The sequence below is a fragment of the Halalkalirubrum salinum genome (assembly GCF_005543295.1).
GTDB classification, from domain to species: Archaea; Halobacteriota; Halobacteria; order Halobacteriales; family Haloferacaceae; genus Halalkalirubrum; species Halalkalirubrum salinum.
The window spans coordinates 1-16,745 of sequence record NZ_SRSG01000041.1; the positions used below are offsets into that span (position 1 = coordinate 1).

The following is a 16,745-nucleotide window of genomic DNA, read 5'->3' on the forward strand; positions in this document are numbered from 1 at the left end:
CGCTATAGTTCGGTCAAGTTCTTCTACAGCCAGTACCCCTCAGTAAAATTTCACAAATAGGGTCTCCAGATTCACACTTCGCTTGGAAGTACGCTCGTCATAAAGGTACGCGTCATAAGCGATCGTCCCGTCCTCGACGAGTTCGACCATCCGATCGTAGGAGTCGTCGGGATACTCCTCGTTCGCGTTGGGGTTGATTCCGACGATCGCCGCGTCGTCGTACTCGGCGGCCAACTCGTTGAGAAGATCGAACTTCGCCTTCGCGTAGGGGCAATGATTGCACGTAAAGACAATGAGCAACGCATCAGATTCTTCGAAGGAGTTCAGCGAATACTGCTTACCATCGGTCCCAAGCAGATCAAAATCCGGTGCGACATCGCCGCGATCGAGTTCGGATTCGGATTCTTTCAGTACCATGATCGTTGGTTCGGTTGCGGTACAAATAAACGCTCTTTCCGACGATGGGTTCGCGTTGATATATCGGCGCCGTATTGTATAGCCGCTCATCGCGTTGATATATCGGCGCCGTATTGTATTGCCGCTCACAATAAGCCATGAGGTATATTCACTCACAATGAGGAACTACTTTGCCCCGTGACCCATCACTGTCCAGTATGGCTGCGAAACGCGAACTGCTTGACGTGTTGTCGACAGACGCCAGAGAAAGCGTCGACGACCTCGCTCGACAGTTGGACGTCGACCCGGAAACTGTCGAGCAACTGATCGCCGAACTCGAGGCTGAGGGTGTCATCCACGGCTACCAGGCAGTCATCGACTGGGACAGTATCAATGACAGCCACGTCTCGGCATTCGTCGAGCTGAACGTCGAACTCGATCGAGAGACGGGCTACGAGGAGATCGCCGATCGAATCGTGAAGTTTCCGACCGTACAGTCGCTGCGCCTGGTTTCTGGGGATTACGATTTCGCTATCGAAGTCACCGGTGAGTCGATGCAGTCGGTCTCGCGGTTCATTTCCGAACAGATCGCCCCAATTCCTGAGGTCACCCAGACGGTGACGCACTTCATCATGGATACCTACAAGGACGGTGGTATGGAGTTTGGTGATCGCGACCGAGACGATCGGCTCTCTGTGTCACCATGACCGGCGAGAACCATTCACAGCCTGACACTGGAGTGACTCGCCGATCCAGAGGTGAGGCGTAATGCGAATCGCCGATCGGGTCCGCAGTGTCCCTGAATCGGGCATCCGGAAGTTCTTCGAGTTGGCCGAAGAGCGCGACGATGTAATCTCACTCGGTGTCGGTGAGCCGGACTTTTCGGCACCGTGGGCTGCACGGACCGCGGCGATCGATTCGCTCGAACGCGGACGGACCTCCTACACCTCAAACCTGGGGAAACGCGAACTTCGAGAATACATCGCTGAAGACGTCTCAAGGTGGGGCTTGGAGTATAGTCCTGACGAAGAAATTCTGGTGACAACCGGGGCGAGCGAAGCCGTTGACCTTGCCCTTCGGGCGTTTGTTAATCCCGGCGACACGGTCGCAGTTCACGAGCCGAGCTACATATCGTACGTGCCGGGCGTCAGGTTCGCCGGTGGCGAGCCGCTTGGGGTGGCAACCTACGCCGAGGACGATTTCGTGTTGACCGTCGAGTCGCTGCAGAAGTCGGGGGCAGCTGATGCGGACGTGTTGATCCTCTGTTACCCGAACAACCCAACTGGCGCGGTTATGAATGAGCGGGAGCTCTCCGCCGTCGCGGACTTCTGTGTTGATAACGACATACTGGTGATCGCCGACGAAATCTACGCAGCACTGACGTACGGGCGTGAGCACGTGTCGATTGCGACGTTGCCTGGCATGCGCGAGCGGACGATCGTCATCAACGGCTTCTCAAAGGCCTTCGCGATGACCGGATTGCGGCTCGGGTACGCAATGGGGCCACCGGCGGGAATCGACGCGATGAACCGCGTCCACCAGTATACGATGCTTTCAGCACCCACGACGGCACAGTTCGCGGCGATCGAGGCGCTGCGAAGCTGTGGTGATGCGGTTGAGGAGATGCGATCGGCATACAACCGTCGCCGGCGGTTCGTTCTGTCGCGCTTTTCAGAGATGGGCCTCGACTGTTTCGAAGCACGTGGGGCGTTTTACGCCTTTCCCGAGCCGGGCGGTGACGACGAGGCGTTCGCCGAAGATTTGCTTGAATCTCAGGGTGTCGCAGTGGTTCCTGGGAGTGTCTTTGGAGAAGGCGGCCGCGGCCATCTGCGGGTATCGTACGCCACGGGAATGCGCGACTTGAAAGAAGCGATGAACCGGATGGAGACGTTCTTGACCGATCGGTAGCTTGGACAACAGCGCTTTTCGCCGATCGGTAGCTTGGACAACAGCGCTTTTCGCCGATCGGTAGCTTGGACAACAGCGCTTTTCGCCGATCGGTAGCTTGGACAACAGCGCTTTTCGCCGATCGGACGCCACTTACAATCCCGTGTTGAAAGAAACTCGTTTCATCGCATTCGACATTTCCAAATATATAATTGTGTAGATTGTGACCGCTCAGCATGGACTTCGCCTTGTCAGACGAACAGCAGGCACTCCGTGAGGAGGTTGCTCGCTTCGCCGAAAACGAGATCGAACCGGTCGCCACCGAGTACGACCGCGAAGAAAAATATCCCCACGACGTGATGGACGCCGCCGCGGACATGGGGCTTTTAGCTCCACACATTCCGATCGAGTACGGCGGAGTCGGCTACTCGACGCTCGAGACTGCGATTTTGACCGAGGAACTGTTCGCGGCCGATCCCGGAATTGGGCTGTGTATCGCAAGCGCTGGCTTCGGTGCAGAGGCGATCATGGCGTTCGGGACCGACGAACAAAAAGAAAAATATCTCCCGCCGTTGACCAGCGGCGAGTCGGTCATGGGCGCAGCGATCAGCGAGCCACACGCCGGCTCGGATGTGAGTTCGGTCTCGACCCGCGCGGAGAAAGACGGCGACGAGTGGGTCATCAACGGCAACAAGATGTGGATCACGAACGGCTCGGTCGGCGACTACTTCGTCGTCGTCTGTGAGACCGACCCCGACGTCGAGGATCGCTACACCGGCTTTTCACAGATTATTATCGAGAGCGATCGAGACGGATTTTCTGCTGAGAAGATCACTGGAAAGCTTGGAATTCGCGCGAGTGACACCGCCGAACTCGTCCTCGACGACGTTCGTGTGCCCGAGGAGAACCTCGTTGGCACCCGCGGGATGGGCTTTCTGCAGGTCATGCAGTTCTTCGACGAGACCCGAACCGCGGTCGCCGCCCAGGGTGTCGGGATCGCAAAAGGTGCTGCTCAGCGGGCCCTTGAGTACGCCCAAGAGCGCGAGCAGTTCGGGCGCTCGATCTCGGAGTTCCAGGCGATCCAGCACAAACTCGCCGATATGTACACCCGGACTGAAGCGGCACGGGGGCTGACGTACAAGTCTGCCTGGAGTGTCGATGCGGACTCCGATGACGTGACAACGCTCGCTTCGATGGCCAAAGAGTACGCCTCCCGGGTCGCAACAGCCGTTGCTGACGAGGCCGTACAGATCCACGGCGGAGCGGGCTACGTCGACGACTTCGACGTCGGGCGGTTCTATCGAGATGCGAAGATCACCCAGATCTACGAAGGGACAACCGAGATTCAAAAGAACATCATCGCCAGAGAGCTCCTCGGCAAGGGTATGTGACGTAGGGAGGCACATGATCCCGATCGCTCAGGCGACGTGTCGTTCGACGATCGCTCAGGCGACGTGCCGTTCAATTAGCTGCTCGCCGCGATCGAACCGATCGCTCGAAAGCCCCGAGATATCCACAGTAGATGCCTCGCCATCAATGAGCAACTCCGCGACGACCTGACCGGTTGCCGGCGCGTGCTGAAATCCGTGTCCGGAGAACCCAACCGCGTTGACGAACCCTGGCTCGGTTTCCTCGATGATTGGGTGATGGTCTGGCGTCACCGCATATAAGCCTGCCCAGCCACGTTTGAGCTGTGTTTTCGGGCCGAAGTATCCCGCCACGTCAGCCGCTCGTTCGATCGCGGTTGCCGCCCAGTCGAGATCCATCGACTCGCTGTAGCGGTCTGGATCTGCTTCGGGATCGTCCGCATCGAACTGGCCGCCGACGATCGCCGCGCCTTCTCGTTCGGGTCGAAAGTACACGCCCGAGTCTAAATCGATCGTCAGCGGGACGGTCTCGCCGATAGGTGTCTCGGGAGCGGCAACGAGTGCCTGTCGACGCCGTGGAACGACAGGGATCTCCATGTCAGCGAGCGCCGCAATCGCGCTCGCCCAGGGCCCAGCAGCGTTGATGACCGCGCTCGGTTCGAGACGTTCGGTGCCGCCCGAGGTGCCGATCGTGACGGTCTCGATCCCCGCGTCAGTACGGTCGATCGCGGTCACTTCGGTGTGTGTTCGGATGTCAACACCGGCCGCTCGGGCGGCGTCTGCGTACCCCTGTAACGCGAGGTATGGATCAGCAAACCCATCACGCCCCGCGTACGTTGCCGATCGGAATCGATCGGCGTGCAGCTCAGGGCAGTGCGTAGCTGCGTCCGCTGGCGAGAGCAAGTCGACCGACGCACCCGCTTTCTGTTGCATTGCGACTGTTTCTTCGAAGCGATCGGCGGTCGTCGCCTCGCGTGCGAGAAAGAGATACCCGACCTGTTTGAAACCGATATCGACGCCGAAGTGTTCTTCGAACGCTTCCCACGTTGGCAGGCTCGCCAGTGATAATTCGACGTTGATGCGGGTCGAAAATTGGGTTCGAATCCCGCCAGCCGCGCGAGCAGTGCTGCCCGCGCCGAGGCTCGCTTTTTCACAGACGACGACGTCGCGACCGCGATCGGCGAGCGCGTACGCACACGACAACCCCACAATTCCGCCGCCGATTACAACCACCGGTCCAACCATGGCTGTGGGTCACACAGCACAGTCAAAAAGCGATCGGCTCGGGCTCGATCGGGTTGACCGGTGACTATTCGATCGCTCGGGACGACGACACAGGTATGGGCGACTTCGCTGGTATCCGTATGCTTTCGGACGAAGATGTATCGACAGTGCTCGATCTTGACACGTTGCTCGTAGCGACCCGTGACGCATTGATCGACCAATTTCGTGGCCGGGTCGTCCGGCCCGATCGGCCGCACTACCCGATCGGTGCGGGATTACGCGGCGAGGACCCTCTTGGAACTGGCCTCGTCATGCCTGCCTACATCGAAGGGGCGCCCTACGCCGTGACAAAACTTGCGACCGTCCACGAAGGCAATCCTGACCAGGGGCTACCGACAGTACACGCGACAATCGCCGTGACGGACGCCGAGACCGGCCAGCCCGTTGCCTACATGGACGGCCAGCGGATCACAAACGCTCGCACGGGGTGTATTGGCGGGGTCGCTGCAGACGCCTTCACCGAAGGTGAACTCACAGTGGGCGTCCTCGGTGCTGGCACACAGGCGCGGTGGCAGACCCGCGCGATCGCAGCCGCTTGTCCAGTCGATCAGGTCCGTATCTACTCGCCAAGTGACTCTCGCGATCGGTGCGCTGTCGACCTTCGGGGTGAATCAATCGACGCAGTTGCGGTTCATTCACCAGCGGCGGCGGTCTCCGGAGCTGATGTCGTCGTGACGGCAACGACGAGCACAGAGCCGACGTTCGACGGGGACGACCTCCCTGGGAACGCGCTTGTCGTTGCCATCGGTGCATTCACTCCAGAGATGCGCGAGCTCGATCGGCGGACACTAGAGCGAGCATCAGTACGATACGCCGATGTGCCCGAGGAAGCAGTCGAGACGGGAGACATCCCCGCAGCATACGCCGACGCATTCAAGCCGCTCGGAAGTGCGCTTGCGGGCCAAGACCGGAGTGCACAGTCAGAACCAGGCGACATCATCGTGGTGAAATCTGTCGGAACCGCAGCACTGGACGCAGCTGCGGCAGCAACCGTCCTTGACGCAGCGATCGACCAAGAGCTTGGACAGATGGTCCCGATGTAGCTCTCAAGATGATGAAATGACGAATACGCCTCGGTAGTGACGATTTATGTTTATGATATGTCGGGGTCGGGAGAGCCGTCTCCGTCATCTTCGGACTCAAACTCGCGGAACATATTTACGAAATCGTCGTGTTCGGAGAATGAACCGATCGACTGATCGAGCTCTTCACGAAGTTTGGCAATCCGGCGGGTGAGCTCTTGATACTCCTCGTTGGTTTCGAGTGTCGTAGTGCCTTTTTCTGACTCTAAGAGCGCTTTTTTCGAAGAGAGGCTGAACAGCTCTTGGACGCCTTTGTCGTATTCATTCCGTGTTAGGAGTTCTGAGACCGTTTCTTTGAGCCCTTCTCTCGTCACAGGCTTGACCAGGTAATCATCGAAACCCATCGCAATGATGTCAAAGTCCGGCTCGACGGCAGTGACCATCGCTACCTTGCAGTTAATCCCGCGATCACGGAGCGCAACGAGGACCTCGTCCCCTGAGAGGCCAGGCATTCTTCGATCGAGCAGTACCACGTCGAGATCGTCATTGAGCTTGTCAAGGGCTTCGCGGCCGCCGTACGCAGTCCGGACATCGTAGTCACCGGTGAGCCAAGCAGCGTACAAATCTGCGAGGTCCGGCTCGTCCTCAACGATCAACACGACTGGAGCGTCACTCATATTCCTGGTCTACCTCTCACGTTGTGTCTCATTGTGGCGGGTCAGCGTATAAGAAAATACCTCTTCGATCCGACAAAGACTTTGTCATTGTGTTGGTTCGTCCACTTTGTCGTCGTGTTGGTTCGTCCACTTTGTCGTCGTGTTGGTTCGTCCACTTTGTCGTCGTGTTGGTTCGTCCACTTTGTCGTCGTGTTGGTTCGTCCAGACTGATTGTTTTTGTCTGTGCTTACAATGGTTCAAGGAGAAAGCCCACGACTTCAGTCGTGGGATGAATCCGACACCACCCGAAACAACTACCACGGATCGTACCATAGGTTGTGCTGCCGAGTCTGAGGTAAGGATACGCACTCCACACGGAGGTAAATGAAGCCCGCTATCTCGGTCGGGGGCCGTACTGGCACGGCCCACAACCCCACCGTCGATGAGTGGGGAACCTTCCGCCGTGGGGCACCTGGTCTGTGGCTGGGAACCCCACGACTTCAGTCGTGGGAGGGTGTCAGGTGTCCATGCGCTCTTCAGCGTCAGTGATATCAGTTACGATCAGCCGGGTCGCCTCGATGTCTTCGAGTACAGCACCCCACCCTCCGACGCTCGTCGTGTCGCCGTCATTGTCTGTGATATAAATCGCTACCTGTCCGGCCAGCTGCGCCAACGGCACGGGTTTGTTATGATTTGACGCACCTGCGTACACCAGATCGGTGACTCGTCCCCGTCTAGAGACTCGCTCGCCAGTCGTCGTGTCGTACCCTTCGACGGTGAGAACCACCGTCTCACCCGCTGCATACAGCGGCTCGATGTCTCTGAGACACCGTCTAATGTCGGTGTAGATTATCGGTGGCTCCTCAGATCGGACGCTGTATATCTCGTCCCACGCCTCCCACAAGCAGGTGAGAAAGTACCAGTGGAAAATATACGTGAGCGATCGGTCGTGGATCAACACGCCGTACTCGTTGAGCGAGCCGCGCGTGGGTGCAAAGCACGCGTCGGTGCGATCGATGAGCGCGATAAACGGCGTCGGCAGCGGTCGGTAGCGCACCTCAGTGGCTGCGTCTGTGAATTGGTCGATCGATGGTGGCGCAGGGTCACCGCGTGTGTCTGCGTGAAGACTCACCTTCACGATCACGCCCCGATCGACTGCATCCACGAGGATGTCACGGAGCGCATGGAAATTCGACTCAGAAATCGACAGTTGTACCTCATCTTCGGCGTTGGCAATCCCTTCGGCTGCCCGATCGAACACGGTCTGAAATCGCTTGACAATGCTTATTTTGTGTCTGTCAACCGTGGGCGCTTCCCAGCGCGTCTCGATTTCCTCGGCGGCCGATGAGAGCAACTCCGCGCGCGATCGAAGCTCCGAGAGGACGCTCCCGGGTTCGACTGCCCGGGCGTGTAGGCTGTCTTGTTCGTACGTCTCGACGTATCCTTTGCGTTCGAGATCTCTAATTACATCGTAGATCCGCGCCGTTGGGACCGTACAACCATCCGCGATTTCGGTTGCGCTAGCTGACCCGAGCTGCAACAGCGTGATGTACGCCTCAGATTGATACTGCGAGAGACCCGCATCCTCGAGGGCGTCCCGAAGCGTAGCTGTGTCCATAGCGTGCCATTTGCGGGGCGAGGTAATTAATGACCTGAATGTACATGACTAACCGTATTTCCACTGCGATCGATCGTCCTGCCTCGAGCGGCTCTTGCGTCGAAATCATTCGTGTTCGAGCAGGTTTTGCGTCGAAATCATTCGTGTTCGAGCAGGTTTTGCGTCGAAATCATTCGTGTTTGACCAGCTTACTCGTCGGAAACAAGACAGTACGCGTGTCCAGGCGCGTTGACCGTCTCCTCGTCGTCGTCGTCCCAGTATCCAGAGATGTCGCCACGCTCGGCGTAGTACAGCCTGCCGTCGTGGATCGCTACTTCGCTCGTCGCGTGTCCGTTACCCCCAACGCGCCAGCGGACGTCACCAGTATCGGCTTCGAGCGCGTACATATGGGTGTCGTAGGAGCCAACGAGCACCGCGTCAGGTGTGACTGTCAGCGAGCCGATCACGCTCCCGCCGACATTCTGGGACCACAGCTGTTCGCCGGTCTCGGTATCGAGCGCGTGGATCTGTCGATCGTCACTACCGACGTAGACCACGCCGGCCTCCGGATCGACACCAGGATTCGACATGACGACCTGTCCGGTGTCGAACGTCCACAGCTCCTCGCCGTCTTCGAGAGCCAAACAGTAGAACGTCCCGTCCCACGATCCGACGAACGTCTTGCCCTCGTACACTGGTGGTGTCCCTTTGATTTCCCCGTCGGTCTGGAACTCCCAGACTGGTTCGAGTGAGGGGAACTCCCAGCAATAACAGACCCCGTCGTTCGATCCCGAAACCATGCGCTCGGTTTCTGGATCGATGGCCATCGACGGATGGGGCATCCCGACCGGCCGGTGGTCGCTCTCGAGCGGCGTCCCCGTCTCGGCGTCGATCGCCCACATCGCCCCCGACGGCGGATGGTTGTACTCGGCCATGAGATAGAGTACGCCGTCGAGGTACGCCGGACTGGAGCCGATCGCGATCGCCCAATCAAGCTCTCGGCGGTGGGTGTGCCACACGTACTCGCCGGTGTGGACGTTGATCGCGTAGAGGTGCCCATCGTAGCCACCGATGTAGGCGACCCCATCGACGATCGTCGGCGTCCCGTGAATCCCAAGGTTCGTCGCGCCCGTTTCTGCAACCCAGCGGTGCTCTCCGGTTGTTGAGACTGCGTGGACTCGTCCCGTGTCTGCAGCGATGATCACGTTTTCGCCGTCCGGCGTCACGATCGGGCTCGATTTGGCGGCGGTGTGGCCGATGTAGTTAACTGGAAGCTGCCAGTTGACCTCGACTGCGTCAGGGACCGTTGTATCAGGATAGTAGCCGAGGCGTCGAAGCCCACGCCGAAACATGGTGATCTCTGGATCGTCGGGGTAGGTCCGATCGTACGGGGGGATCTCGGGGCTAAATTCGTTTTGGGTCTTGTCATAGGTTGGTGTCCCCGGTGGGACCGCTGCACAGCCAGCGAGGGCTGTGGTACCGATCGCGCCTGCTGCGGCGAGAAACGCTCGTCTGTCTGATCGGACTCGCTGTCCAGACTGCTCGGAGTCGTCTTGAGACCGAGGATGCTCATCGCGCGTCATTCAATACCAGGCGATTCATTGGGGGGGCGTAAATGCGTCTCGGTCGTTATGGGCGATCCGTTAGGATGCGATCGTGGTTATACCATGTGGATTGTGGTTATACCATGTGGATTGTGGTTGGCCCGTTTGGATTGTGGTTGGCCTGTTTGGATTGTGGTTGGCCCGTTTGGATTGTGGTTGGCCTGTTTGGATCGTGGCTGCCCCGTTTGCGATCAGAGTTGACTCCGTGATAGTCCCGATTTCGAGGGGTTCAGGCAACATATATGCGTGTGAAGACATAACAAAGCATATGTCCGATACAACGGACGTTGACGAAGTTAGTGGAATAGCACAGGAGCTTGATGATAACGGTATCGGCCCAGTGGTGTTGGCGTCGGTTGGGTCGGTCATGCTCGCGCTGTATTACTACTATGTGAAAGGAGACGAACAGCGTGGACAGTTCGTCGGGTTGTGGCCCTCGTCGATCCTCGCGCTTGCGACGTACATTAAGTTGACTGAAATAAAGAACGTGCTTGACGATCACGTGAGCGAAGATCCGCACGGCTCGGAGGACGAGTCGTAAACGACACTTCCAGCACACCCGCCACGTCGAAACCACCCATGTCAAATCGGATGCTTTCGGAGGCTGCTACTGATCAGTTGGTGAGCGTATGCCGAACGGCCGTCGGCGACGAACTTCGTAGCGTGACGTACTTTACTGAAGATACAGTCGAACAGCTGTATTTGCGTGACGATCTCGAACGAAGCGCCGATCTCGTTGGATTCGCTGACCACGAGCGATCGGGTTTTCACTCCCAGGCGTACTACTGCAACACCCAGCTCGGGTCGTACGAGGCGACGATCCGCATGTTCGAAAACGGATTTTTGACCCGCGTGATTGACGAGGGCGATGATGATGAGTTCAGTCAGGGGGTCTGGATCACCACCGATTCGATGTCGATCGATCGGTTCGAGGAGTTGACGGTTGGGCTGCGATCGGCGCTTGAGGAGGTCCGGAACGGAATTGAAGCTCGCCAGGAGTAATTTCGGATTTGTGATGGGAGCTGTAGGTTGGCTCGATCGGTGGATGCGGAATCCCTGCAGAACACAATACGGATGCGTTGGATTTGTATACACCCCTCATTTCGTCTGTTCTCAGTTGTGGCAAGGATCGATCGTCGCGGTATCAGCAGACTCACAACAGCAATCAAATACATCCGAGCGTACACGCAGTCGAAAATGAACGCCCAAATCATGGCCCGTGATCAGGATATCCCTGTTTTCGAACCAGAAACTACCTCTAAAAGCTCAAAGCGAGTATCTTGAAGACAAGCTAGCCACCTCGACGTTGGAGACAAGTCCGCCACCGCGACGTTGGAGACAAGTCCGCCACCTCGACGAGTCTCGATCTCGCCGTCACGTATCGTGAATCAGTACGGGCACAGACATACGCATCCACAACTGAAGTGATCGAGTACAAAAGCGACTCACGCCGCAACAGTCAATGGACTTCGATCTGTACACCACTGTTTCGATCGTTCCTCAAATAAGTGGCCGAATCCATACACACACCGTGTTCGAAATGAAATCCACCACAATATGGGTACTATCGAGCGACATTCACACACCGTCTTCGAAATGAATTTGTTCGATCCGTGTGTTTTGTTGCAGATCGATCCTTGTGTAATCCGGTCACGGTTCCGTTGGATGGATCTTTTCTTTCGTAAGCCGATCGAGGAAGTTTTTCTCGCAGTTCGATCGGCGAATGGTTCGGTCGCAGTTTGATCGGCGAATGGTTCGGTCGCAGTTTGATCGACGAATGGTTCGGTCGCAGTTTGATCGACGAATGGTCTAGTCACAGTCCGATCGACGACTCTTTGCCATCAATAGTGGTCGGGACCTGAAAACACAGACACACCTCATTTCGTCTGTTTTCGACTCAAAAGCTCGTGGGTGCTGCCGATCACTGTGTGTTTGGTCTCTCTCTGCGACGTGAGACACAGTACGTTTCGTCTGTCTTTGCGACGTTCGGGGTAGTCGGCTTGAGGGAGGTACTGGATCAACCACAGCACTCGTCGCGATCGTCCGCTACGTGGTTGCGACTGGCAATATCAAGTATCACAGGGAAGCTTCTGCCTCAGTTTCCTGTCTGATCTCGATAACGATTTCCGGATCCAGATCCAGCTGATATTCGTAGTACCGTCCACCGCTTTCGCCGTGATTTCGATCGTGACGCTGCAAAAATCCGAGCATGTGGAGATCTGAGAGGTGGTTCTGGATACTTTTGAGTGTCGTGAGCGGATCCACGGCGTGTAATTCGGCGACCGATTCGTATTGGTCCTTGATTGTTCTCGATCGTGCCGGCGATTCCCCCTGCTTTTCGATGTACGCCACAGTTTCGAGCAGAAGCTGTGCGTGCTGCGTCTGATCGTTGATCCGGTTTCGCAACCGACCCCGTTGGACAAGTTCCTGGGCCCGAAGGATGTGTGAGTCGTCGACGTGGTCGTCGTCACAGCGGGTCGCGACTTCGCCGCCAACGCGAAGGAGGTCGATCGCCTGTCGCGCATTCCCGCGGTCTTTGGCCGCGGTTGCGGCTGCTCTCGCAATGGCCGAGTCGTCACAGGCACCATCGACGAACGCCCGATCAGCACGATCTGCGAGGATCGTCTGGAGCTCGCTCGCGTCGTACGGACTAAACGAAATTTCTGTCTCCATCAGGGTGTCTTTCACTTTCGGCGACAGTGACTGCCGAAACGTGTAGTTGTTGCTGATACCAATGACGCCGACCTTCGAGTTGGTGATGTGGCCGATCGATCGCGCCCGGGGGAGCTCATACAGAAGCGTATCGACGTCATCTAAGTGATCGATCTCATCGAAGACGACGAGATGGGTACCGCCAATTCGATCGAGCTGGGCATACAGCTCTTCGAAGGCGTCGGCCGTCCCGAGACCGCGTTTCGGGAACCCATTCGCGTGCTCGGGTAACAGCCCATTCACTAGCGTTCGAACGACGGTGTACAGTGACTTGCCGTTGCAGTTCAGCTCGTGTACGTGAAGATCGTCTGCGTCTGGGCGGTTCGTGACTTCGTCTTGGAGTGCTTCCATCATGTACGTCGTGACTGCGGTCTTACCGAGTCCAGCTTTTCCGTACAGCATGACGTTCTGTGGTGTACGACCGAAGAGTACGTCCTGGAGCGCATGGCGGTACTGATCGATCTCCTCGTCGCGTTCGAGGATCTGATCAGGCTGATGATCCTCCGAAAGAACTTCTTTAGAGACAAATATCGATCGCTCCATATCACTGAATGGCCCAGCCATGTACAAAACGATTCAATGTGGATATTTAAAACCTGCTTTTGTTTGTCTCGTCTGTCTTAGTTATGCGTAAATGGGTATACAGTCAGGTTCACTCTTGACTGCTAGAAAGACAGACGAAGTGCACTCTCTCTATCGATCAAGATTAGACGTACTGGTTCCCGCTGAAAGCGTACTCGGTTGGGAGACAGACGAAACGTACTCTCTCCGAGGTTGTGGCTATCGTCGAATAGACCTGTTGGTTTCGACGGGAGGGCCGTGTTGTCACTTTGTGAGTGTGTGATGTCGGTGAAAGCCTACACGCCTCGTTTCGTCTGTCCCGGCTATTCGGCCCACAGCCAGTCCCTTGTCTCATTTTGGGGTATCCGATCGTCTCTCACCTTCGTGTCTAACTCCTCGCTGGCCCCCACCGGAACCGTCGCAGACAGACGAAACGTACTCTCTGTGTGGGATTCTTAGTCTGCGTTTTCTGGACTGTCCTTCGATCGATTTCTGCGAGTCCTTCCTACTAGCTACTCGTTCGTACAACCAGTTCAGATACTTGTAATTCCACGACGGAAGAACAGACGAAATGAGGGGTTTGTGGATTGACTAAGAAGGTGGTCAGGTTGTTTGAGGAGATGTCTGGGACGGTCGTGGTAAAAACGTCAGCCAACAACAGCCGCTCGTAACCGATTCTGACCGATCTGCTGATTCAGGTTTTGAGTTGTGGAATACCGTCGTCAATATCGTGCTGTCGATTGCCAGTAAGATACTCACGATAGTAGCCCAAGCCACGGACGCCTGTAAGGAACTTTGAGACCCCGCCAAATGCGATTCGATCTCTTACCGGGAGGGTTCGCTCGGGACGTTTGATCCCGCTGGGTCTGGGTGGGACGCCAGGCGTGCCGTAGCGATCGGGATGGTATCGCTGGAGTTGACAGAGACCGCAACCTACCCGAAGATCCTTCTTGACGTGTGCGCGGAGGCTGTTCCTGGTCGGGTGGAACATCGTCACGTTCTTGGCGAACTGGAGGTCGTACCCCGCCTCGTGGACCCGGTTGCCGAACTCCTTGTCACCACCGGAGACGAGTCGATGGTCAAACAGGCCGACGTCTTCGAAGACCTCCCGGCGGACGAATAGACAACACGTGGGAGCGAAGTGCTGGTGTTGAATGTACTGTTTTACAGGAAAGCCGGTGTGGTGGTCGTATCGGGCGGGGAGAGTCGGGTTGTCGGGGAGGGTGAGCTCAACATTAGAGCCCATGTAGTCGGCGTCTGAGGTTTGGAAGGTGTCGAAGGCCGACTCAAGCCAATCCTCAGAGACGGTCATGTCGGAGTCAACGAACGCGAGAATTTCAGTGTCGGTGTTTCTAATACCTGTGTTACGGGCGGCGTAGGAGGATTGGATATCGCGTTCGTGGACAAGGACGAGGTTGTCGTGGTACGCTTGGTAGGAACAAATGATTTCTGAGGTGTTGTCGGTAGAGTTGTTGTCGACAACGACGATTCGATAGTCAGAGATGGTTTGATTGAGAATAGAGTCGAGGGTGGTCTGGATACCTTCAGGATCGTTGTAGACGGGGATGACGATCGAGATCATCGTCAAGATTCCTCGCGTTTCGATCGCCGTTGTGTGAGTGTTTCTCGAAGCATCCCGTAACTCTGGGTGAGCTTCAGGACGTACTCAAGCAGATAGAACCCAACGAGTGACGGAAGCGAAACATCTTGTCCCGAGAAACGACGCTGAAGTCGGAACGGACTCGGCGGGAGGTAGTTGATCGGATGCAGCGGATGGGGTCCGGCGAGCTCTGGGTGGTACCGACGCTTCTGTGCGCGACCACGTCCGATCCGGAGCGCCTTCGATTTGAGCGCATCCCATGACTTTCGGGCGGGGTGATATGCGGTGACGTCATCAGCATATCCCTGTTTGAATCCAGCACGGTGGACCCGCTGGCCGAACTCCTTGTCGCCGCCGGACTCGAGGCGATCGTCGAATAATCCGATCTCCTCGAAGACTTCACGTCTGACCGCGAGGGCGCAGGTCGGGGCGAAGTGTTTGTCCTCGAGGTAAGTTTCGACGGGGAAAGAGAACGACTGTTCGTAGCGTTCCCAGAAATTGGGCCGATCGTCTGCGATTACTTCGACGTTACAGCCGAGATAGTCGTAATCGTTGGATTCGAGGGCTGTGACCATGTCTTCGATCCAGGTTTTGGGAACCCACATGTCCGCGTCGAGAAAGAGGAGGACGTCACCAGAAGCGTGTTCGATTCCAGTATTTCTGGCTGCATAGGAAGACTGGATCGCTGTCTCCTCTTGTGGATGTGCGATATTTGAGTAGTCGGACGCTATCTGGTCAATCGTGTCACCCGTGTTATCAGTCGAGTTGTTGTCTACTGGAATTATTTCATACTCGTCGTATTCATTAGTGATTAGTGAACGTAGAGTAGTTTGAACGCCCTCTTCGTCGTTGTAGACTGGCAAAATAACTGAAGCCATGAGAAGAGACGAAGAATTATTTTGCATATAATGTGTCGTGTTTTCATTTGTTAAATCGAAGATGATAGTGATTTTGGAACCGACCGCTGAATTATCGACTATCGGCTTGTTAACTCTTATAACGATTATAGATATCCAAGTTGCTTAAGTTGTTGCTCCGCCGTAGTTGATCCAGCCATTGAATCCGGAGCTGGCGCGCTGGGTTCGTACTCCCCAGAATTATGAGCAGTCGCCTTCGCCCATGGGACACGTCTCATGACTGGAAGTGGACAACCAATAAAGTGCCAATACATACCGAACTCTCCGAACGCTTCTCCGTGATCGGCAGTAATTGCGACTGATTCTGCGTCGATATTCTCCAGTAACTTTTCCACTTCATCGAGCACGAAGCGGAGATTATCCAGATATTCATCCCAAACCTCTTGTTTAGAGAGTTTCCCTGCCCGAAGAGGTTCGAATGGATCTCTTAAATCTGGATCCTCCGCAAGTGGATACGGTGTGTGTGGATACATATAGTGTATTATTAATTTGTTTGCGTCGGATTCTCGACTCGCTCTAATGGCACGATCGGTCGTATACCGGGGGTGAATTCGTGTCACATCCCCACTTCCGACTATCCATTCGGAAGAGTCTTGAAAATCTGCTCGCCACAATTCCTCGAGATATTTAAAATCGTCCGTATCGACGACACTGTACTCTGATGGTCCAAATGGAATCGCTGCATTGCCAGTATACCCATTTTCTTCGAATACCCGCTCTGTGTATCCATTTCCGGTTACGTATGCCGTCTGTTGAATTTTCTCCTGATACTTTTTGTCGAAAGTGTGGTTCAACCATTCAAAAGAGGTGCTACCAACAGAAGTAATTGAATCATTAACTGTCAAAAATTTATACTCGTCTTCTACCTCCCGTAGGGCATCAACCCGACATGCATCGAGAATGATTAGTGTATCCCAGTCACGTTCGAAAATATTCGTTCCAAATGGTCGCCAGCGTGTAAGAGTAAGAAGAAATGCAACATAAATGTAATAAATTGGCCGAAATATTCGGATGGGGAGGGGCTGGTTGCTTTCGCGTATGTTCGATACGGTTTCAGTTGTCCACTGTTTGAAACTTATGGTCATTCTTAGAACAGTTACTACGAATATGACGATGGGGAGTTAAATACGTTTCATAGAAAG

General features: G+C 55.8%; 15 protein-coding genes and 1 pseudogene. 7 read left to right on the plus strand and 9 right to left on the minus strand.

Annotated features, from left to right (window positions below):
- Positions 1–93: 93 nt before the first annotated feature.
- Positions 94–417: pseudogene (locus E5K03_RS13485) on the minus strand (redoxin domain-containing protein); the annotation flags it as partial.
- A 197-nt stretch (positions 418–614) separates the two neighbouring features.
- On the opposite strand from E5K03_RS13485, the gene E5K03_RS13490 reads away from it, so the two are divergent.
- From E5K03_RS13490 to E5K03_RS13500, 3 genes are all read left to right on the plus strand, one after another.
- Entirely contained in the window at positions 615–1,103 is a 489-nt protein-coding gene (locus E5K03_RS13490; RefSeq protein ID WP_138007335.1) for an Lrp/AsnC family transcriptional regulator, read from the plus strand.
- Positions 1,104–1,164: 61 nt separating this feature from the next.
- Positions 1,165–2,304 carry a pyridoxal phosphate-dependent aminotransferase gene (locus tag E5K03_RS13495; RefSeq protein ID WP_138007336.1) on the plus strand — a complete coding sequence of 380 codons (1,140 nt, stop codon included), beginning with the start codon at positions 1,165–1,167 and terminating at the stop codon, positions 2,302–2,304.
- Between the two features lie 215 nt (positions 2,305–2,519).
- Complete coding sequence (locus E5K03_RS13500) at positions 2,520–3,674, plus strand: acyl-CoA dehydrogenase family protein (protein WP_138007337.1); 1,155 nt, start codon at positions 2,520–2,522, stop codon at positions 3,672–3,674.
- 54 nt (positions 3,675–3,728) lie between these two features.
- Here E5K03_RS13500 and E5K03_RS13505 read toward each other — a convergent pair whose 3' ends face one another.
- Positions 3,729–4,895, minus strand: a complete 1,167-nt coding sequence (locus tag E5K03_RS13505) for an NAD(P)/FAD-dependent oxidoreductase (RefSeq protein WP_138007338.1) — start codon at positions 4,893–4,895, stop codon at positions 3,729–3,731.
- A gap of 95 nt (positions 4,896–4,990) precedes the next feature.
- Here E5K03_RS13505 and E5K03_RS13510 point away from each other — a divergent pair, with 95 nt between their 5' ends.
- Complete coding sequence (locus tag E5K03_RS13510) at positions 4,991–5,977, plus strand: ornithine cyclodeaminase family protein (protein WP_138007339.1); 987 nt, start codon at positions 4,991–4,993, stop codon at positions 5,975–5,977.
- 50 nt (positions 5,978–6,027) lie between these two features.
- Here E5K03_RS13510 and E5K03_RS13515 read toward each other — a convergent pair whose 3' ends face one another.
- The 3 genes from E5K03_RS13515 to E5K03_RS13525 form a co-directional block, all read right to left on the minus strand.
- The gene (locus tag E5K03_RS13515; protein WP_138007340.1) at positions 6,028–6,633 is read right to left on the minus strand and encodes a response regulator transcription factor; all 606 of its coding nucleotides are present in this window, start codon (positions 6,631–6,633) and stop codon (positions 6,028–6,030) included.
- Positions 6,634–7,129: 496 nt separating this feature from the next.
- The gene (locus E5K03_RS13520; protein ID WP_138007341.1) at positions 7,130–8,230 is read right to left on the minus strand and encodes a TrmB family transcriptional regulator; all 1,101 of its coding nucleotides are present in this window, start codon (positions 8,228–8,230) and stop codon (positions 7,130–7,132) included.
- 188 nt (positions 8,231–8,418) lie between these two features.
- Complete coding sequence (locus E5K03_RS13525) at positions 8,419–9,792, minus strand: outer membrane protein assembly factor BamB family protein (RefSeq protein ID WP_138007342.1); 1,374 nt, start codon at positions 9,790–9,792, stop codon at positions 8,419–8,421.
- Between the two features lie 289 nt (positions 9,793–10,081).
- On the opposite strand from E5K03_RS13525, the gene E5K03_RS13530 reads away from it, so the two are divergent.
- The 3 genes from E5K03_RS13530 to E5K03_RS18020 all read left to right on the plus strand — a co-directional run bounded on the left by E5K03_RS13530 (position 10,082) and on the right by E5K03_RS18020 (position 11,097).
- Positions 10,082–10,354: a hypothetical protein gene (locus E5K03_RS13530; protein ID WP_170967643.1), complete on the plus strand. Its 273-nt coding sequence runs from the start codon at positions 10,082–10,084 to the stop codon at positions 10,352–10,354.
- Between the two features lie 38 nt (positions 10,355–10,392).
- Positions 10,393–10,815, plus strand: a complete 423-nt coding sequence (locus tag E5K03_RS13535; protein WP_138007343.1) for a DUF7522 family protein — start codon at positions 10,393–10,395, stop codon at positions 10,813–10,815.
- A gap of 72 nt (positions 10,816–10,887) precedes the next feature.
- Positions 10,888–11,097 (plus strand): DUF7437 domain-containing protein, encoded by a 210-nt coding sequence (locus E5K03_RS18020; protein WP_449267300.1) that lies wholly within the window; start codon positions 10,888–10,890, stop codon positions 11,095–11,097.
- Between the two features lie 792 nt (positions 11,098–11,889).
- Here the strand turns inward: E5K03_RS18020 and E5K03_RS13545 are convergent.
- The 4 genes from E5K03_RS13545 to E5K03_RS13560 form a co-directional block, all read right to left on the minus strand.
- Positions 11,890–13,089 carry an orc1/cdc6 family replication initiation protein gene (locus E5K03_RS13545; RefSeq protein ID WP_138007344.1) on the minus strand — a complete coding sequence of 400 codons (1,200 nt, stop codon included), beginning with the start codon at positions 13,087–13,089 and terminating at the stop codon, positions 11,890–11,892.
- 691 nt (positions 13,090–13,780) lie between these two features.
- Positions 13,781–14,668, minus strand: coding sequence for a glycosyltransferase (locus tag E5K03_RS13550; protein ID WP_138007345.1), 888 nt, complete (start codon positions 14,666–14,668; stop codon positions 13,781–13,783).
- A 2-nt stretch (positions 14,669–14,670) separates the two neighbouring features.
- Complete coding sequence (locus E5K03_RS13555; RefSeq protein WP_205743004.1) at positions 14,671–15,564, minus strand: glycosyltransferase; 894 nt, start codon at positions 15,562–15,564, stop codon at positions 14,671–14,673.
- Positions 15,565–15,689: 125 nt separating this feature from the next.
- Complete coding sequence (locus E5K03_RS13560; protein WP_171006696.1) at positions 15,690–16,688, minus strand: hypothetical protein; 999 nt, start codon at positions 16,686–16,688, stop codon at positions 15,690–15,692.
- Positions 16,689–16,745: the final 57 nt, after the last annotated feature.